This is a genomic window from Salibaculum sp. (assembly GCF_035270045.1).
Lineage (GTDB): Bacteria > Pseudomonadota > Alphaproteobacteria > Rhodobacterales > Rhodobacteraceae > Salibaculum.
Genome location: NZ_DATFIP010000059.1, coordinates 120,821 through 138,711, shown reverse-complemented (window position 1 = coordinate 138,711; position 17,891 = coordinate 120,821). Strand labels below are relative to the sequence as shown.

Annotated in this window: 22 protein-coding genes and 1 pseudogene; 7 read left to right on the top strand and 16 right to left on the bottom strand. The window is 64.8% G+C overall.

The genetic code is table 11. The features are described from left to right. Positions 1-113: pseudogene (locus tag VJ897_RS10920) on the top strand (amino acid ABC transporter ATP-binding protein); the annotation flags it as partial. A gap of 267 nt (positions 114-380) precedes the next feature. On the opposite strand, the gene VJ897_RS10915 reads toward VJ897_RS10920, so the two are convergent. From VJ897_RS10915 to VJ897_RS10900, 4 genes are all read right to left on the bottom strand, one after another. Further along, the gene (locus VJ897_RS10915) at positions 381-1,451 is read right to left on the bottom strand and encodes a quaternary amine ABC transporter ATP-binding protein (protein WP_324055693.1); all 1,071 of its coding nucleotides are present in this window, start codon (positions 1,449-1,451) and stop codon (positions 381-383) included. Positions 1,452-1,454: 3 nt separating this feature from the next. Next, complete coding sequence (locus VJ897_RS10910) at positions 1,455-2,489, bottom strand: ABC transporter permease (RefSeq protein ID WP_324055692.1); 1,035 nt, start codon at positions 2,487-2,489, stop codon at positions 1,455-1,457. Between the two features lie 98 nt (positions 2,490-2,587). Then, the gene (locus VJ897_RS10905; RefSeq protein ID WP_324055691.1) at positions 2,588-3,565 is read right to left on the bottom strand and encodes an ABC transporter substrate-binding protein; all 978 of its coding nucleotides are present in this window, start codon (positions 3,563-3,565) and stop codon (positions 2,588-2,590) included. A gap of 306 nt (positions 3,566-3,871) precedes the next feature. After that, on the bottom strand, positions 3,872-4,681 hold the full coding sequence (locus VJ897_RS10900; RefSeq protein ID WP_324055690.1) for a division plane positioning ATPase MipZ: 810 nt from the start codon (positions 4,679-4,681) through the stop codon (positions 3,872-3,874). A gap of 194 nt (positions 4,682-4,875) precedes the next feature. On the opposite strand from VJ897_RS10900, the gene VJ897_RS10895 reads away from it, so the two are divergent. Then, positions 4,876-5,541, top strand: a complete 666-nt coding sequence (locus tag VJ897_RS10895) for a hypothetical protein (protein WP_324055689.1) — start codon at positions 4,876-4,878, stop codon at positions 5,539-5,541. Between the two features lie 311 nt (positions 5,542-5,852). Then, on the top strand, positions 5,853-7,136 hold the full coding sequence (locus VJ897_RS10890; protein WP_324055700.1) for a DEAD/DEAH box helicase: 1,284 nt from the start codon (positions 5,853-5,855) through the stop codon (positions 7,134-7,136). A 48-nt stretch (positions 7,137-7,184) separates the two neighbouring features. Here VJ897_RS10890 and VJ897_RS10885 read toward each other — a convergent pair whose 3' ends face one another. The 11 genes from VJ897_RS10885 to VJ897_RS10835 form a co-directional block, all read right to left on the bottom strand. Continuing rightward, a complete protein-coding gene (locus VJ897_RS10885; RefSeq protein WP_324055687.1) occupies positions 7,185-7,976 on the bottom strand; it encodes a GGDEF domain-containing protein in 792 nt (263 codons plus the stop codon). 122 nt (positions 7,977-8,098) lie between these two features. After that, positions 8,099-8,320, bottom strand: a complete 222-nt coding sequence (rpmE, locus tag VJ897_RS10880) for a 50S ribosomal protein L31 (protein ID WP_324055685.1) — start codon at positions 8,318-8,320, stop codon at positions 8,099-8,101. Positions 8,321-8,333: 13 nt separating this feature from the next. Then, complete coding sequence (gene rplS / locus VJ897_RS10875; RefSeq protein WP_324055683.1) at positions 8,334-8,720, bottom strand: 50S ribosomal protein L19; 387 nt, start codon at positions 8,718-8,720, stop codon at positions 8,334-8,336. A gap of 242 nt (positions 8,721-8,962) precedes the next feature. Next, positions 8,963-9,781 (bottom strand): tRNA (guanosine(37)-N1)-methyltransferase TrmD, encoded by an 819-nt coding sequence (gene trmD / locus VJ897_RS10870; protein ID WP_324055681.1) that lies wholly within the window; start codon positions 9,779-9,781, stop codon positions 8,963-8,965. Between the two features lie 14 nt (positions 9,782-9,795). Next, positions 9,796-10,596, bottom strand: a complete 801-nt coding sequence (locus VJ897_RS10865) for a sulfotransferase family protein (RefSeq protein WP_324055680.1) — start codon at positions 10,594-10,596, stop codon at positions 9,796-9,798. 3 nt (positions 10,597-10,599) lie between these two features. Beyond that, positions 10,600-11,112 carry a ribosome maturation factor RimM gene (rimM, locus tag VJ897_RS10860; protein WP_324055678.1) on the bottom strand — a complete coding sequence of 171 codons (513 nt, stop codon included), beginning with the start codon at positions 11,110-11,112 and terminating at the stop codon, positions 10,600-10,602. Positions 11,113-11,161: 49 nt separating this feature from the next. Next, the gene (gene rpsP, locus VJ897_RS10855; protein WP_324055676.1) at positions 11,162-11,530 is read right to left on the bottom strand and encodes a 30S ribosomal protein S16; all 369 of its coding nucleotides are present in this window, start codon (positions 11,528-11,530) and stop codon (positions 11,162-11,164) included. A 40-nt stretch (positions 11,531-11,570) separates the two neighbouring features. Continuing rightward, positions 11,571-11,867, bottom strand: coding sequence for a chorismate mutase (locus VJ897_RS10850; RefSeq protein WP_324055674.1), 297 nt, complete (start codon positions 11,865-11,867; stop codon positions 11,571-11,573). Between the two features lie 37 nt (positions 11,868-11,904). After that, complete coding sequence (locus tag VJ897_RS10845) at positions 11,905-12,471, bottom strand: GNAT family N-acetyltransferase (RefSeq protein ID WP_324055673.1); 567 nt, start codon at positions 12,469-12,471, stop codon at positions 11,905-11,907. A gap of 10 nt (positions 12,472-12,481) precedes the next feature. After that, the gene (gene ffh, locus VJ897_RS10840; RefSeq protein WP_324055672.1) at positions 12,482-13,996 is read right to left on the bottom strand and encodes a signal recognition particle protein; all 1,515 of its coding nucleotides are present in this window, start codon (positions 13,994-13,996) and stop codon (positions 12,482-12,484) included. Positions 13,997-14,598: 602 nt separating this feature from the next. After that, a complete protein-coding gene (locus tag VJ897_RS10835) occupies positions 14,599-14,877 on the bottom strand; it encodes an acylphosphatase (protein ID WP_324055670.1) in 279 nt (92 codons plus the stop codon). A gap of 122 nt (positions 14,878-14,999) precedes the next feature. On the opposite strand from VJ897_RS10835, the gene VJ897_RS10830 reads away from it, so the two are divergent. Then, positions 15,000-15,878 carry a LysR family transcriptional regulator gene (locus VJ897_RS10830; RefSeq protein WP_324055668.1) on the top strand — a complete coding sequence of 293 codons (879 nt, stop codon included), beginning with the start codon at positions 15,000-15,002 and terminating at the stop codon, positions 15,876-15,878. Between the two features lie 27 nt (positions 15,879-15,905). Here the strand turns inward: VJ897_RS10830 and VJ897_RS10825 are convergent, their stop codons facing one another. Continuing rightward, positions 15,906-16,256, bottom strand: a complete 351-nt coding sequence (locus tag VJ897_RS10825) for an ArsR/SmtB family transcription factor (RefSeq protein WP_324055666.1) — start codon at positions 16,254-16,256, stop codon at positions 15,906-15,908. Between the two features lie 206 nt (positions 16,257-16,462). Between VJ897_RS10825 and VJ897_RS10820 the strand changes: the two genes are divergently transcribed. Genes VJ897_RS10820 through VJ897_RS10810 form a run of 3 tightly spaced genes read left to right on the top strand, consistent with a single transcriptional unit; the run spans position 16,463 to position 17,829 of the window. Next, positions 16,463-16,807: an AtpZ/AtpI family protein gene (locus tag VJ897_RS10820; RefSeq protein WP_324055664.1), complete on the top strand. Its 345-nt coding sequence runs from the start codon at positions 16,463-16,465 to the stop codon at positions 16,805-16,807. Then, the gene (locus VJ897_RS10815; RefSeq protein ID WP_324055662.1) at positions 16,797-17,552 is read left to right on the top strand and encodes a F0F1 ATP synthase subunit A; all 756 of its coding nucleotides are present in this window, start codon (positions 16,797-16,799) and stop codon (positions 17,550-17,552) included. The genes VJ897_RS10820 and VJ897_RS10815 overlap by 11 nt, the downstream gene beginning before the upstream one ends. A gap of 52 nt (positions 17,553-17,604) precedes the next feature. After that, positions 17,605-17,829, top strand: coding sequence for a F0F1 ATP synthase subunit C (locus VJ897_RS10810; protein WP_324055660.1), 225 nt, complete (start codon positions 17,605-17,607; stop codon positions 17,827-17,829). The last annotated feature ends 62 nt before the right edge of the window (positions 17,830-17,891 follow it).

The following is a 17,891-nucleotide window of genomic DNA, read 5'->3' as shown; positions in this document are numbered from 1 at the left end:
TCATCTTCATGGACCAGGGCCAGATCGTGGAACAGAACGAGCCCGAGGAGTTCTTCAACAACCCGCAGAGCGACCGCACGAGGCTGTTCCTGAGCCAGATCCTCGGCCACTAAAGCACCGCGCGAAACGTCCCGCACCGGTTCGCCGGCGTGCAACGATGCCCTCTTTGCAACCGTCTGCGACGGGTATTTCAGGGCAATGGCTGATCTGCGTTTCGGTGTGCCTCGTTCGCGCATGCTCCATCCCCATGTGGTGGCGGCCCCTGGTGGGCCATGGAGGAGACCTCGGTGGCTGGTGGCCCCCAGAGCCCAAGAAAAGGATGAAAAAAGCCCGGCGAGTCCTGCTCGCCGGGCTGTCTTGCGTCTGGTTTCGAGGTTCGGTCAGGCTGCGCCCGACCGCAGCCCGTCTTCGGCCGCCGCGGTGGGCACCAGTGCCTTGACCAGGTTGGTCATCTTCAGCACCCCGACCTGCTTGCCGTCGCGCATCACGCAATAGGTCAGGTCCGTCTGACCCTCGGACCGGGCGATCACGGATTCCAGGTTGTCGTCCCAGTCGACTTCGCCTGCCACGGTGTCGGGACGGTGATCCGTTTCTTCCATCACCGAGCGCACGCGGAGCACGCGGGCGCGGTTGATGTCGGAAATGAAGTCCACGATGTAGGGATCGTTCGGCCGCATGAGGATATCCTGAGGCTCGCCCTGCTGGACGACGTAGCCATCCTTGAGGATCACCAGGTGGTCGGCGAGCTTGAGCGCCTCGTCCAGGTCGTGGCTGATGAAAACCACGGTCTTTTTCAATTCGGCCTGGAGTTCCAGCAACAGGTCCTGCATGTCGGTCCGGATCAGCGGGTCGAGGGCCGAGAAGGCTTCGTCCATGAGCATCACGGGCGAGTTCGAGGTCAGCGCCCGGGCGATGCCCACACGCTGTTGCATGCCGCCCGACAGCTGGTGCGGGAACTGGTCTCCCACCCCCTGCAGCCCGACACGGTCCAGCCACTTGTGGGCTTCGCTTTCATATTCCGACCGGGGCACGCCGCGCACGTCCAGCGCCATGCCGGCGTTTTCGAGCACCGTGCGGTGCGGCAGCAGCGCGAAGTGTTGAAACACCATCGACATCTCTTCGCGGCGCAGACGGCGCAGTTCCTTCTCGTTCACGCCGACAACATCAACGCCGTCGAGTTCAACCTCGCCCGCAGTTGGTTCGATCAGCCGGTTGAGGTGGCGGATCAGGGTCGACTTGCCCGACCCGGACAGCCCCATCATCACCGTTATGTCGCCTTCCTTGATGTCGACATTGATGTTGTTGAGGCCCAGCACATGACGGTGCGTGTCCAGCAGTTCCTCTTTGCCCATGCCGGCCTTGACCGCGTCCAGCACGCTGGCGGGGTCGGCCCCGAAGATCTTGTACAGATGACGGATCGCGATCTTGGTTTTCTTTTCCGATGCACTCATGGGTCAGCCTTTCTGCGCAGCGTTGATGCGGTCGAGGGCGGCTTTCGTCGTGCGGTCAAGCATGACCGCCAGAAGCACGATGCCCAGGCCCGAGACAAGGCCGACGCCCAGTTCCAGGTTGTTGATACCGCGGAGCACGAGCACGCCGAGACCGGGCGCCGAGACCAGCGAGGCGATCACGACCATTGCAAGGCTCATCATGATGGTCTGGTTCACACCGGCCATGATGTTCGGCAGCGCCAGCGGGATCTGCACCCCGTAGAGTTTCTGCCGATCCGTCATGCCGAAGGCTTCGGCGGCCTCGATCACCGATTCGTCGACCATGCGGATCCCGAGGTCGGTCAGGCGGATCACCGGCACGATGGCATACAGGATGATCGCGATGCCGTAGAGTTTCGGCTCGGTCACCGAGAACAGGAAGATGAGCGGGATCAGGTAGACGAAGGGTGGCAGTGTCTGAAGCATGTCCAGGATCGGGATCGTCCCCGCCCGCATCTTGTCGGACCGCGACATGGCGATGCCTATGGGCACCCCGAGAAGTACGCACAGGAAGGCGCATACGAGGATGATCGCGAGCGTCTGCATCGCATAGCTGTAGTAATCGATGAAGGCCAGGCCACCGATGCTCAGCGCCACGAAGGCCAGCAGGCGCCAGGACTTGGAGACGAACCAGACAATGGCCAGAAGCAGGGGGATGACGATCCACCACGGCGTGTTCAGGATGGCGTAGAGTGCGCCCTCCAGCATCCAGGACAGCGGTTGCGTGATCGGGTCCAGCACCACGCTGATGGAATCCTTGACCGCAAGGAACCCGTTCTCGAGCCCCAGGGTCACGTTGCGCGATTGCGGAAACGCCCCGCAGGCCTCGTTGAGGGCGTCCATCGACGGGAACGGCAGTTCCCAGATCGAGGTCGATGCCTCTTCGCCCGAGTTTTGCGCGACCAGCGCTTCCATCGACATCGGCGCGGCGGCGCCGCCGTCGGCCTCGCACCATTCTTCGAGCCCAAGGGCCCGGAAAACGAAATCATAAGTTGCCATATCTTCATCCCCATCAGTGCCCCGGCGGCCCGTGCCCACCCAGCGCATAAAAAGACGGGGCCGATGTTAGACCGGCCCCGTCAGAGTTCACAAGCGCGTTACTGGTCCAGGAGCGCCGTGAGGTTGCTGCGCGCATCGTCGCTCAGCCAACCGGTCCATTCGTCCTGGAAGTTGGTCAGGTAGTAGACCGCCGCCTCGTCTGCGGAGGCGTTGTTCTCGTCTTTCCATGCCAGCACGCCGCTCATGTCCGACGTCTTGAACGTCATGTTCTGCAGGAACTCGAACACTTCCGGGTTGGTTTCCTGGAAGGTGCTGGTGGTGGCGGTCACGATCGGGGCCGCCGGAAAGTCGGACACGCCGGGGTTTTCGTTATCGGCGTTCTGGTTCCCGGCGTGGATCTCGTCGTTGACCTCGCCCAGGTCCACCTTGGTCATGTCATACTTGCCAAGCGGAACGGTCGGGCCCCAGTAGTAGCCGAACCAGGGATCCTCGTTGAGGACCGCGTCCGCCATCGAGGTGGCCAGCACCTGGCCCGAGCCCGAGTTGAAAACCTCGATGCCGTTGCCTTCGAGGTCGAGCGCGGCGGAGAGGTTGTCGCTGACCACGCGGCAGCCCCAGCCCTCGGGACAGTTGTAGAAGCGGCCGCCGGCCAGTTCGGGGTTCGCGAGGATGCCCTCGATGGTGGTCAGTTCCGGATGCTCCTCGGCCAGGTAGGTGGGAATCCACCAGCCCTCGACACCGCCGGGATCAAGCACGGGCGCGGCCTCGACAACTTTGCCGGAGTCGCGCAGCTCGTTGTAGGTGTCGCCGGTCGAGTTCAGCCAGAGCTCGGTCACGATGTCGGGCTCGCCGTTCTCGGCGACCGAGGTGACGGCCGGAATGGTGTCCGAGGAGACGACGCTGACGTCGCATCCATAGCCCTGTTCCATGATGAACGAGGCGACGCTGGTCACGACCTGGGCCGACGCCCAGTTCATTTCGGTGATCGACACCTCGCCACACTCGCCGGATTGCGCCTGTGCGGCCATGGGGGCGGCAAAGGCGCCGGCGGCCAGGATAAGTGGTAGTTTCTTCATGGGTCAGTCCTTTCTTTTCTTCACGCCTCTTCCGTCCTTTCGCGCGGCGAAAGGGTGCAAACCACTGGGCTCTGCATCGGAAAGCTCCGGGATCTCGATACAACGACGGGTCATATGCGCCCTGTTGTCAGAAATCCGGATGCCGTGGCATGTCATGGTCATTGGCCATGGCCGGGGAAGTAGTGGAACGGTCGGCGGATTTCAACCCTGTTCGGCGCGGGGCGTTTTGATTTGAACTTTTTGCAATCTCGCAAGCGACGCAACCCCTGCCGGAAACGACCAATCCGGCATCGGGTTCGTAAACCCTCAGAAATCCACCGACACGCCGGGAAGGTGCAGCGCCTTCATCAGGTCGCGCAACTCCTGCCGCGCGGCCAGGTTCGAGATGTTCAGGTTCTTCACCCCGACATCGCGGAGATCGAGCAGGGTCAGCCCGCGCGGGAACAGCTCCCGGAATATCACCCGTTCGTTGAAGCCCGGTGCGGGGCGAAAGCCGATCCGCTTGCTCAGCTTGTCGATCGCCTTTTCCATCTTTTGCTTGTTGACCATGTTCTGTGCGCCCAGCCGATTGCGCACGACAACCCAGTCGATCGGGTCGAAGCCGGCCTGCGCGCGCAATTGCCGCGCGTTCCAGACCATGGAGGAATACACCGACGGCCCCTTGATCGTTTCGCCATCCGCGTCGATCTGCGCCAGCAGGTCGAAATCAATGAAACTGTCGTTGAGCGGGGTGATCAGCGTGTCGGCCAGCGAATGCGCCACCTGGCTCAGCCGCGTATGGCTGCCGGGGCAATCGATCAGGATGAAGTCGCTGTCGGGTTCCAGCCCGGCCACGGCCATCGAAAGGCGGTGATCGAAAATGTTCTCGCCCTCGTCCAGCGCCTCGGGATCGATCTCCGGCAGTTCATGCCAGATCGGCGTCGGCAGGGCGAGGTCTTGCGCGGCCATGAAGCCGCGGCGGTTCTCGATGTAACGACCGAGGGTCTTCTGGCGCAGGTCCAGGTCCAGCACGCCAACCTTGTGGCCCATGCGAGACAGCGCCGCGGCCACGTGCATGGATACGGTGGATTTGCCTGCGCCGCCCTTCTCGTTCCCGACAACGATGATATGTGCCACTGCCCGGTCCCTTGTTCCTGCCCCGGTTGCCCCGGATCGCTGCCGTAATCATAGGCGCGCATCCGCGCAAGGAAAAGGATATGTCAGTCTTCCTGCTTCGAGGGATGCGTGTGCCGGCGCAATACAGGTGGCGCGATCGGGTCCGCCCGGAGTATAAGGGTCCGTTGACCTGTGGGGGTCTTGGGGAGGATGTCATGACAATCGATCGTATCGGCGCGGTGGCCGCCATCATATGCGGTGCCACCTACGTGTTCGGTTTCGCCTTCCTTCTGGCAGTCCTCGTTCCGGGTGGCTTCGAACCCGGCGGGGGCGAGGCCGCCGAGACACTTGCCGCGATTGCCGCGAACCGCACGGGGGTGACGCTCTGGTATTTCGTCATCTACATCGTCAACGCGTTGTTCCTTGCGGCCCTGGCCGCGGCGCTGGCCGAAAGGATCGGGCGCGCGTCCCCCGGACTGGGCCGGCTGACCCTGGCCTTCGGGCTCATGTGGTCGACGCTGGTTCTGGGCGCGGGGATGGTGATGAATGTCGGGCTGTCGCGCGTCCTGCCGCTCGTGGATGCCGGCGATGCCGGAGCCATGCCGCTTTGGCGCGTCGTCGAATTGATCGAGAACGGACTGGGGGGCGGCAATGAAATCGCCGGAGGCGCTTGGGCGCTGGTCCTGGCGCTTACCGGGTTGGCGACGGCGACACTTCCGCGCCTGCTGTGCTGGTTCGGCCTGGTTATCGGCGTTGCCGGTCTACTGACGGCTTTGCCGATCCTGTCGGAAACGGTCGGCGCGGTTTTCGGGCTTGGCTATATCGTCTGGTTCTTCTGGGTTGGCGGCGTGCTCTTTCGGGGCGCGAACAGGCCGGCATAGACCACCCGCATTCGAGGCTGTATCGGTGAAAGCCATTTGCCGCCGTTGACTTGCGCGGTGGAACGGGCCATACCGTCCCCGACCGATGCCGCTGCCGCGTGAGCAGGGCGCGGCCCCGACTGGCTTGGGGCAAGGCGCAAGACCGGCATCTTTCGAACAGGTTCCCACCATCACGCAGGGGTGCCGCGCCGGACCGGCACGCGGGCAATGATGCCCGGGCGCGAGGTCAATGGCGCAACCCTACGGCCGGCCCGCGTCAATGCGGACGGTTTGCCGTGCGGTCCGCGATGGCCCGCGCAGAAAGATACGACATGGATTTCGACATGCTGGGCCTTGCGCCCCGCCTCACCAAGGCCCTGGCCGACCAGGGCATCTCCGAGCCGACGCCGATCCAGGCGCAGGCCATTCCGCACGCCATGAACGGACGCGATGTCATGGGGCTGGCCCAGACCGGCACCGGCAAGACCGCGGCCTTCGGGCTGCCGATGATCGACGCTCTGCTGAAATCGCAGGGCAAGGCGGCGCCCAAGACGGCCCGGGGCCTGATCCTGGCCCCGACGCGCGAGTTGGCCAAGCAGATCGCCGATAACTTGACCGCCTATACCGAGGGCACCCATCTCAAGACCGTTCTGGTCGTGGGCGGGGCCGGGATCACCGGGCAGATGCGGCGGCTGGAAAAGGGCTGTGCCCTGCTCGTGGCCACGCCGGGCCGGTTGATCGACCTGCTGGACCGTGGCGCGGTGCGGCTGGACGAGACGCAATACCTCGTGCTGGACGAGGCCGACCAGATGCTGGACATGGGCTTCATCCATGCGCTGCGCAAGATCGCACCGCTGCTGCCGGCCGACCGCCAGACCATGCTGTTCTCGGCCACCATGCCCAAGCAGATGTCCGAACTGGCCGACACCTACCTGTCCAACCCGATCCGGGTGCAGGTCAGCCCGCCAGGCAAGGCGGCTGACAAGATCGCCCAGACGGTCCATTTCATCGCCAAGGCGGAAAAGCCCGACCTTCTGGTCGAGCTTCTGGAGGACCACCGCGAGGAACGCGCCATCGTGTTCGGCCGCACCAAGCATGGCTCGGAGAAACTCTACCGAAAGCTGGAGAAGGAGGGATTCGCCGCCGCCTCGATCCACGGCAACAAGAGCCAGGGCCAGCGCGACCGGGCCCTCAAGGCCTTCAAGGCCGGCGAGGTCAAGGTGCTGGTCGCCACCGACGTGGCCGCGCGCGGGCTGGACATTCCCGAGGTCAAGCACATCTACAACTTCGACTTGCCCAATGTGCCCGAGAACTATGTCCATCGCATCGGTCGCACCGCGAGGGCCGGGGCCGATGGCATGGCCATCGCCTTCTGCGCACCCGATGAAATGGGCGAGCTGCGCGCGATCCAGAAGGCGATGAAGGCCGATATCCCCGTGGCCTCGGGCCGTCCATGGCAGGTGGAAGAGCCGCAGTCCAAACGCGGTGGCGGACGCCGTCGCGGCGGTCCGGGTGGCGGTAACCCGGGTGCAGCTGGCAACAAGGCATCCGGGGGTGGCGGCAATCGTTCCGGCGGTGCCGGGCGCGGCCGTCGCCGCGGCGCACGGGCGGCCTGATCGGGGCCGTTGCGCCCATTTCGCCATCCGAGGGCCAACCGTCCGCCGTCAGGCGGAATGCCGACGTGTCACATCGGGCTTGCCCGGCTCGCGCATGGACATGGTGATTACCTGTTCCTCCACGGGCGCGGCGAACTCCAGCCGCGCCCTGCCATTGGCCTTGGCGCGGTAGAGCGCCGCGTCCGCGGCGCACATCAGGTCGTCCAGCGACATGCCCGGGCGTGCCGCGACCGCGCCCATCGACAGGGTGATGGTCAGGTGCGGATGCGCCTCGCCGCCAAATGGGATCGGCATCAGCAATTCGCGGCACACCGTGCCGGTATTGGCGGGCGCCGTATTGGCCAGGAAGACACCGAATTCTTCGCCCCCGATCCGGCCGATCACGTCGTCGGTGCGCAGCGCCCGCTTGAGCCGGTACCCGATCGAGACAAGACAGCCGTCGCCGACCTGGTGGCCGTAGGTGTCGTTCACGGCCTTGAAGTGGTCGGCATCCATGATCAGCAGAATGCCCGGAGTGCCGTCTTCGAGCAGCGCTTCGGCCTGCTTGAGAAAGAAGCGCCGGTTGGACAGGCCGGTCAGGTCATCGGTCCGCGACCGGACCGAGAGTTCCTTTTGAAGGCGGGTCTGCTTCTGGACCAGCAGGAAGAATAGCCCGACGAACGGCCCGCCCACGCAGACACCATTCGTGATGATGAAACGGTGTCGTAGTGGCCCGTCGCCCGGCCACAACAGGTGAAAGGCGTAGTTGAGCGCCACGATCATGGCGCAGAACATCAGGAACTTGAGGACAAAATCCTCGGGGCCCTTTACGGCCAGGAACCTGTATATTCGATGCATCATGCCCCGCGCCTTTCCTTCCCCGGAAAATCCACGGCAGATCGCAACAAATGATTAATGGCCACCCGGATACGAAAAATGCCGCCGAAACCGGCGGCATTCTCGCAGAAACGGGATCGGCATGTTCAGAAGCCCAGTCCCTCGTATTTTTTCTTGAACTTGGACACGCGGCCGCCCTGGTCCATCAAGCGCGAGGAGCCGCCGGTCCAGGCCGGGTGCACGCTGGGATCGATGTCGAGAGACAGCGTCTCGCCCTCGGCGCCCCAGGTCGAGCGCATCTCGACCACGTCGCCGTTGGTAAGCTTGACGTTGATCGTGTGGTAATCGGGGTGGATGTCTTTTTTCATGACCGGGCCTCCTTCACGCGTCGGCGCCGCGCGACAGCGGGCGATAGTTGGTCTTTTCAGCGATGCGGGCCGATTTGCCACGACGCGAACGCAGGTAGTACAGCTTGGCGCGCCGCACCCGGCCGCGCCGCACGACGGTGATCGACTCGATGTTGGTGGAATAGAGCGGGAAAACGCGTTCCACACCTTCACCAAAGGAAATCTTGCGCACCGTGAAGGACCCGGCGATGCCGCTCCCGTTCTTGCGGGAAATGCAGACGCCTTCGAAGTTCTGTACGCGGCTGCGGGTGCCCTCGGTCACCTTGTAGCCGACACGGATGGTGTCACCGGCCTTGAAGTCCGGGATGGTTTTTCCCAGCTCGGCGATCTGTTCCGCCTCGAGTTGTGCGATCAGGTCCATCTGATCTTCTCCTATATGGCTCGTGGTTGGTCCACGAAGGTTCGGGCGCGTCAGAGCTCTGTGTCTTCTTCCGGGTCCGCCCGATGGCGCCCGCCAGAGGTCACGCAGCATTCCTTGTCTATGTTGCTGTGTCGTCCGGCGCCCGGTGCCGAAGAAAGCGGGGCATGTGCCATAACGAAACAGGCCCGGACGACTCGCAAAAGCCCCGGACCGCTGCCGTATAGTCCCGGCGCGCGGCCCGTTCAACCCTTTTCGGGGATCTCACCGGTGTAGCGTGCCCAGAGGTCGGCGCGCCGCGAACGGGTCAGTCTTTCGCTCTGGTCGCGGCGCCAGTCGGCGACCTTGCCGTGATCGCCCGAGGTCAGCACCTGTGGAATGGCGCGCCCCTGCCATTCAGCGGGGCGGGTATACTGCGGATGCTCCAGCAGCCCGGTGGAGTGGCTTTCCTCGATGGCGCTTTCGGCATTGCCCAGAACGCCGGGCAGCAGCCGCACGCAGGCGTCGATCAGGGTCATGGCGGGCAATTCGCCGCCGGTGAGCACGTAGTCCCCCATCGAGACCTCGAGGATGTCGTAGTGCTCAAGCACGCGCTCATCGACGCCCTCGAAACGGCCGCAGAGCAGCGTCACACCATCGTGCCGGGCCAGGTTGCGGGCCATGGCCTGGTCAAAGGGCACGCCGCGCGGGCTGAGGTAGATGAGGGGCATCCGGCCCCGTGCCGCGCGTCGTGCGGCCTCGATGGCATTGCCCAGCACGTCGGCCCGCAGAACCATCCCGGCGCCGCCCCCCGCAGGCGTGTCATCGACGTTGCGGTGCTTGCCGATCCCGAAGCGGCGCAGGTCGGTCGTCTCCAGCTGCCAGACCCCGTCCTTGAGCGCCTTGCCGGTCAGGCTGGCCCCCAGCAGGCCGGGAAAGGCGTCGGGAAACAGGGTGATGATCTGCGCCGTCCAGGCACGGGCCAGTGCCGGTCGATCGGTCATCAGCTGTTGCGGTTGCGCGGTGGGCCGGATCGTCTTGCGTCCGTGCGACCTGGTGGGGGATTTTGCAGGCTGATCTGTCATGGCGGTGTCATAGGTCAGGTCTCGGGCGAAGGCGAGTCGCGCAGCGCCGCCTTTTGCACGCCAAGCTCTTCCTCCGGCAGTCCCGAGCGGTTCAGGTCCAGCAGCCGGGGCGCCAGGGCCGGGTCCGGCCCTGGGTTGGCGCGGGGCGCGCTGGTCATCTTGAGCCGCACGTCGTTTGGCAGGCCCAGCAGTTGCAGCAGAGGTGCGGCGGGGCCTTCGGGGTTCTCGGCCAACGCCTCCAGGGGGACGACGTGCACCGGATAAGGGGCGACGGCCGCGCGGATCACCCCGGCCGTCCGGTCAAGATCGGCCGCATGCCCATGAACCACGGCGTAGTCCTCGTAATCGAGCGTCAGGCGCGTCTGCATCAGGTTGTGCCGCCAGGTGCTGCGGAGCCAATCGTCGGGGTCGCGTATCGTGAAGACAAAGTGCAGGTCGGGGTCCTTGTCGATGAAACGCCGGATCACCCGGACCATGGCGGCCATCAGGTCGGGCGCGCTGTCGTAGCCGAGTTGTCCCTCGCGACCGGGCATCCGGCCGCAAAAGTTCTCATCCGAGATCAGCAGCGCCCGCTTGCCCAGGTTCAGCCCGCCCAGAAGGTCGGCCAGGCTGCGGCGAAAGCGGTTCATGTCGGGTCCGGCGCTGGTGAGGGAATAGCGCACGGCATGGCGCGCGACCGGGCCCCGGCTGCGCCCAGGCAGAACCGTTGCCGCGTGCGGCCAGATCAATGCCCCGTTGTCGTGGATGAATCTCTGTGCGCTGGTCGTGCCGGTCTTGTGGAAACCGCCGTGAATGACGATCCTGCGCCCGGTCACCGCTCAGTCCTCGAAAAGTCCGCCGGGCGGGTCGATGACCAGGCGACCGGCAGCTAGGTCCACGGTGGGCACGATGGACCGGGTGAAGGGGACCAGGACGGTGTCGCGCAGGCCGGCCGCTTGAACCTCCAGCAGGTCGTCGGCGCCGTTGCTCTGCACCGACTTGACCCGGCCGAGGCTTTCGCCGCCGGTGTCGACCGCCGCCAGTCCGACGAGATCCGCATGGTAGAACTCATCATCGGGCAGGGCAGGCAGCTGGCTGCGCAGGGCGTGCAGTTCGACGCCCCTGAGGGCGTCGGCCTCTTCCTTGGTGGTGATCCCGTCCATCCGCACGACCAGCGCGCCCTTGGCGCGGCCGGTCAGCACGATGGTCTGCACCACCTTTCCATCGGAGCGCGTCAGCGGGGTGTAGTCGATGATTGCCTCGGGCTCGGCACAGAAGCTCTTGAGCCGCACTTCGCCCTTGACCCCGAAGGCCCCGGCGATGCTTCCAAGGGTTATGGTCTCGTCGCTCATGGGCGGTGAACCCGCCGGGACACCGGGCAGGTGCCCCGGCGTGAGCCGATCACTCGGCGGTTTCCGCAGGGGCGGCCGCGGCGGCGGCCTTCTCGGCATTCTTCTCGGCGCGTTCCTGAGCCTTCTTGCCCGGGGTGCCCTTGTTGGGGTTGTTGCGCTCTTTCCTGTCCAGAACGCCGGCGGCTTCCAGCATGCGCGAGACGCGGTCTGTGGGCTGGGCGCCCTTGTCGAGCCAGGCTTTGATGGCGTCCACGTCCATCTTGATGCGGTCTTCGCGGTCCTTGGGCAACAGCGGGTTGTAGGTGCCCAGTTTCTCCAGGAACCTGCCGTCGCGCGGCATGCGGCTGTCGGCGGCGACGATGCGGTAGAATGGGCGCTTCTTGGAGCCTGCGCGGGCGAGGCGGATCTTCATGGCCATGGGGTATCTCCTTTGATTGGCTTGGGGGCGTGGCGCCCCGTCATCCTTGGTGCTTGCGATGGTGCTGAATGACTTCAGCAATGATGAAGTTCAGGAACTTCTTGGCGAATTCCGGATCCAGATCGGCATCCAGCGCCAACTTCTGAAGCCGTTCGATCTGGCGCGCCTCGCGCTGGGGATCGGACGGCGGAAGGTCGTGTTCGGCCTTGAGGTGCCCGACGGCCTGGGTGTGCTTGAACCGCTCGGCCAGCGTGTAGACAAGGATCGCGTCGAGCCGGTCTATGCTGTCGCGATGGCCGGTCAGCACGTCGGCAGCGCGTTGGGTCGGGTCACTCATCGGGCGCTCCGAAGCGGTTCATGGATGGAAGCTCTTGTCACGTCTGGCGCCCCCTGTTGTGGCGCCAGACCCGGACCTTGGGACCCTCGGGGGTGTGAAAGGGATTTCCGGGCTGATTGGCGGCCTCGGTCGCCGCGGTGTCGGGCACGGCACCCAGCGCCTGCGCGACACGGGCAGAGCGGGTGTTGTCGGCGTCGATGAAGGACACTGCGGTGCTGGTCCCGGCGCGGTCCCACGACCAGGGGATCAGGGCGCGCAATGCTTCGGTAACGTATCCTTTGCCCTCGTTTTCGGGATTCCAGATCGACCAGCCGAATTCAAGTTCCGACCAATCGAGCGGATAATAGGGCCCAAAGGCGCCGATTGGCGTGTCGGGGTCGCCCTTCGCAACCCCGATGAAAAGCGAATAGCCCCGGGTGACCCAGAGCCCGGCGATATGACCAAAGCCGCGCATGGCATCACGCCGGTCCTTCGGGCCGCCGACGAATTGCGAGCGTCCGGTCTCCATGAAATCCATCATGTGCACGTAATCCGCCATCCGCGGGGCGCGGAGGATAAGCCGGGAGGTCTCCAGCGTGGGGATATGTACGGTCAGGCCGGTCACGCAACGACGCTCACTTTTTCTTGCCGAAGCCGCTCAGGCCCGGGGGCAGTTGCGACCCGCCGCCGAACCCCGGCATACCGCCGGGCATGCCCCTGCCACCGCCAAGCGCCTTGGCGGCCTCTTCCATGGCCTTGGGGTCGTTCATGTCGGGCATGGCACCGCCGCCAGCCCCTTTGCCGCCCATCATGCCCTGCATGGCCTGTTTCAGCGCACCGCCTTTGCCCATCTTCCCCATCTTCTTCATCATGTCGGCCATCTGCCGGTGCATCTTGAGAAGCTGGTTGAGCTCGGACACCTCCAGCCCCGCGCCCTTGGCGATCCGCTTCTTGCGGCTGGCCTGGAGGATCTGCGGATTGGCGCGTTCTATCTTGGTCATGGAGTTGATGAGCGCGACCTGGCGCTTGAAAACGTCCTCGTTCACGCCGGCGTCCTGCATCTGCTTGGCGGCCTTCTTCATGCCCGGCATCATGCCCATGACACCTTCCATGCCGCCCATTTTCTGCATCTGGTCCAGCTGCATCTTCATGTCGTTCATGTTGAACCGGCCCTTCTGGAACCGTTTCATCATGCGTTCGGCCTGTTCGGCCTCGATGGTTTCCTGTGCCTTCTCGACCAGGCTGACGATGTCGCCCATGCCCAGGATGCGGCCGGCGATCCGTTCGGCGTGGAATTCCTCGATGGCCTCCATCTTCTCGCCCAGGCCGACAAAACGGATCGGCTTGCCGGTGACAGCGCGCATGGAGAGGGCCGCGCCGCCGCGCCCGTCGCCATCCATTCGTGTCAGGACCACGCCCGAGACGCCGATCTTGTCGTCGAACTCGGTGGACACGTTCACCGCGTCCTGGCCGGTAAGGCCATCGACCACCAACAGGGTTTCGCGCGGGTTGGCGACGTCGCGGACCTCGGCAGCCTGCTGGATCAGCTCCTCGTCGATGTGCAGCCGCCCGGCGGTGTCGAGCATGTAGACATCATAGCCGCCAAGGCTGGCCTGGGTCTTGGCGCGCTTGGCGATCTGGACCGGACTTTCGCCTTTTACGATAGACAGGGTGTCAACGCCGACCTGCGTGCCGAGGATCTGCAACTGTTCCATGGCCGCGGGGCGGTTCACGTCGAGCGAGGCCATGAGGACCTTCTTGCCCTCGCGGTCCTTCAGGCGTTTGGCCAGCTTGGCGGTGGTCGTGGTCTTGCCCGACCCCTGCAGCCCGACCATCAGGATCGGCGCGGGTGGGTTGTCCACCTTGAGCTTGCCGGGGTCGCTGTCGCCGGTCAGGACGTGGACCAGTTCGTCGTGGACGATCTTGACGACCTGCTGGCCCGGCGTGACCGATTTCGTGACCGCCTGCCCGGTGGCCTTTTTCTGCACTGCCGCCACGAAATCGCGCGCCACGGGCAACGAGACGTCGGCCTCCAGCAGGGCGATACGGACCTCGCGCAGGGCCGTCTTGACGTCCTCCTCGGACAGGGCGCCCTGCTTGGTCAGCCGCTCGAAGACGCCGGACAGGCGGTCGGAAAGACTCTCGAACATCATGCGCCTCCTCGGGGCGGTTACTCTCTGCCCGTCCCATATGGGGCCGGACGGCTCGCGATGGAACGCCTCGCCGGTCGCGGAAACCGGGCGAACGCGCTTTGCCCCCGTGGGCGAATCCTCGCTGACGGGGGGCGATCCCTGACCTTGCAGGGACCGGAAAGACGGCGCTTTCCGGATGTCCGCTGCGGATTAGGCTGCACGCACGCCCGAGTCAAGCCTTCTGCGCCGCGCCCATTTATGCGTTGATGCACGCGGCCTGCTGTCATGCGCCCGTTTCGCTGGCGCACCCGGGCGCGTGGCCCTCCTCGGCGGCAGCCGAAAATCGTCCAGCCTCGAAGGGTGACTGTCCCGGCCCGGCGGTCAAGGATCACCTGGCGGCGTTGGCTGAAACCGTGAAGGCACGGCTGTATGAAAAGCGTTGCCACGATGATCATGCCGACCCCGAAAAGCGGGATGTCGGTGGTCGGGCTGACGTTCACGCCCCCGGCCACGGCCACTGCGAGGAACCCTGCGAGGATGCCCCTATAACCCGGGGGGTTGTGATCTAGGATGAGCAGGCCGTCGGTCTCGTGGATGATCTGCATGGTCGCGACCGTCTTTCAGGTGCGCACTTCGAAGGGGTGCGGCGTGTCGGCGTCCTCGGTCGTGGCGGTCCTGACCTGTGTCACCCGCGCGGCCGGCGGGCCGTCGTGAAGCCGGTCGCACAGGTCCCGGACCCCCGCCTCCGGTCCCGAGATCAAGGCTTCGACCGAGCCGTCGGCTCGGTTGCGCACCCAACCGGCGAGGCCCAGCGCGCGGGCCTGTTCTTGCGTCCAGGCGCGGAAGCTCACGCCTTGGACACGGCCGGCGATGCGGGCATGCAGGGTTGTCCGGGTCATGTCTCTGGCCTTTCGTTTCGCGCCGAATCCTAGACGCCGGCTCGACCGCCTCGCAACCCCGGGCCCCGTTGCAATCCGGGGGCCGATCCGGGTAACTGGATTGCAGCGAGGGGGCAGGGCCGATGGATAACTGGGACGAGATTCGCACCGCCTACCAGGTGGCCCGCGTCGGCACGGTCAGCGGCGCGGCCGAGGTGCTTGGCGTGCACCACGCCACCGTGATCCGCCATATAGATGCGCTGGAGGAACGCCTTGGGACCCGCCTGTTCCAGCGCCACGCGCGCGGTTACACCCCGACCGAGGCGGGGCAGGACCTTATGCAGGTGGCAGCGACCACCGACGATCAGCTCACGCAGTTGGCGGGCCGGATCAAGGGGCAGGGCGAGGGTGTGAGCGGCGAACTGGTCGTGACGTCGCTGGAGGCCTTTTCGCCCGAACTGACGCCGGTGCTGGCGTCGTTCCGAGCAACATATCCGGAGATCAGCATCCGTTACCTGACCGGTCAGCGCCTGTTCCGGCTCGAATACGGAGAGGCCCATGTGGCGATCCGCGCCGGAAAGGCCCCCGATCAGCCCGACAACGTGGTGCAGAAGTTCCGGCGCCAGTCCGCGCATCTCGTGGCCGCGCGAGACTATATCGCGCAACATGGCCAGCCCGGTGACGAGGACGACCTGGCCGGTCACTGGTTCGTCGGCCCCGAGGACAAGGCCAGCCGCGCGCCCTACAATCAATGGCTTGCCGGCGCCGTGCCCGAGGACCGGGTGATTTTCCGGACCTCGACCGCGCGCAACAACGTCGACGCGATCCTCTCGGGCGTGGGAATCGGTTTCGTCGGCCTGGGCGAACTGGAGCGCCACCCCGACCTGGTCGAGGTGCTGCCGTCACAGCAGGAGTGGGGCGGCCAGTTGTGGCTGGTCACCCACGTGGACCTGCACCGAACCACCAAGGTGCAGGCCTTTCTCAAGCACCTGAAGGATTGGGCCCGCGACGCGCAGGACTGACGGGTCCGCGTTCCCTGACGGGCAGGATCAGCCCCGGTCGGCCTGCTGCTGGGCGAGGCCGGACAATTCCCCTTCGAGAAACCGCTCGAAAGCGTCCAGGTCAATCTGGTCGAACTGGCCGAAGCCCTGCATCCAGACGCTGGCCGCGCGCAGGGCGTCGGGTTCCAGCTTGCACCATTTCACCCGGCCGCGCCGTTCCTGGCTGATCAGCCCGGCGCGGGTCAGGATCCCCAGGTGCTTGGAGATCGCGGCAAGCGACATCGCGAAGGGCTCGGCCACGTCGGTGACGGCCATGTCGTCCTCAAGCAACATGGACAGGATCGCCCGGCGGGTCGGGTCGGCCAGGGCGGCGAAGACTGTGTCGAGTGAGGGGCTCATGTCCCCATCAAGTGGCAAAAGCGACAAACGTCAACCATGTGGTTGAATATGCCCAAGGGCCACGTGACTGACCTCCGGCCGGTGCGGCAGGCTGGCGCGGTGACATAAAAGTCATTTTTGTCAGGGGTTTGAGGGTGTAGTGGTCAGCGTTGACTCTGGCCCCAGCCCGGCTTAGCAAAGCGGCAGCCAAGGAAAGGGGCGCAACCTTGTCCGATCAAGATCCAAAGGATCGCCTGAAGGCGCTGGAGGAGAGGATCGCGGCGGCCAGGGGCGACGAGGTCGAAAAGCACCATTCCGAGGAGCATTATTCCCAGGCGCAGCACGCCTGGCGAATGGTGATAGAGCTTGTGGCCGGTCTGGGGATCGGTTTCGGCATCGGATACGGGTTGGACGCCCTTTTGGGGACACAGCCGTGGTTGATGGTGCTTTTCGTATTCTTGGGCTTCGCGGCCGGTGTCAAAACCATGATGCGAACCGCCCAAGAGATGCAGAACACGCAGCTGTCCAGGCTGGGCGGCGAAGACGGGAAAGACGAACGCGATGGCGACTGAGACAACCGGAGAAAAGAGCGGCCTGGTCTTCCACCCGATGGACCAGTTCATCGTCGAGCCCCTGTTCGGGAACGGCCCGGTCACTTGGTACACACCCACAAACGTGACGCTCTGGATGGGGCTGGCAGTGGTCGGGGTGATCCTGCTGCTGGTCATGGGAACCCGCCGCCGGGCCATCGTGCCAAGCCGCACCCAATCCGTCGCCGAGCTTGCCTACGGGTTCATCCACAAGATGGTCGAGGACGTCGCTGGCAAGGATGCCCTCGTATTCTTCCCCTACATCATGACTTTGTTCATGTTCATCGTCTTCGCCAACTTCCTCGGGCTTGTGCCCACGGCATTCACGACCACCTCGCATTTCGCCGTGACGATCATATTGGCACTGGCTGTTTTCCTGACGGTGACCATCGTCGGTTTCGTCAAGCACGGCATGAAATTCCTGGGCCTGTTCTGGGTCGACAGCGCGCCGCTGGCGCTTCGGCCGATCCTGGCCGTGATCGAGCTCATTTCCTATTTCGTGCGACCTGTCAGCCACTCCATCCGACTGGCAGGGAACCTGATGGCCGGTCACGCCGTGATCAAGGTCTTCGCCGGCTTCGCGGCGCTTGCCCTTGTAAGCCCTCTTTCCGTGCTCGCGGTCACGGCTATGTACGGGCTCGAAGTGCTGGTGTCCTTCATCCAGGCCTACGTCTTTACCATTCTGACCTGCGTCTATCTGAAGGATGCGCTGCATCCCTCGCACTAAGGTCTGATCTCGCAGTTTCGCAACTTCCAAATCAATCGTAAGGAGAACTCTCATGGAAGGCCAACTCGCACACATCGGCGCCGGCATCGCCGGTCTCGGAACCGGCATCGCAGCCCTGGGTGTCGGCAACGTCGCCGGCAACTTCCTGGCCGGCGCACTGCGCAACCCCTCCGCGGCCGCTGGCCAGACCGCGACCCTCTTCATCGGCATCGCCTTCGCTGAGGCCCTCGGGATCTTCTCGTTCCTCGTCGCGCTGCTGCTGATGTTCGCCGTCTGAGTCTTACGGAACACCATCCTTACGCGCGGGCGGCTCGGAAACGGGCCGCCCGATAGTGAGAC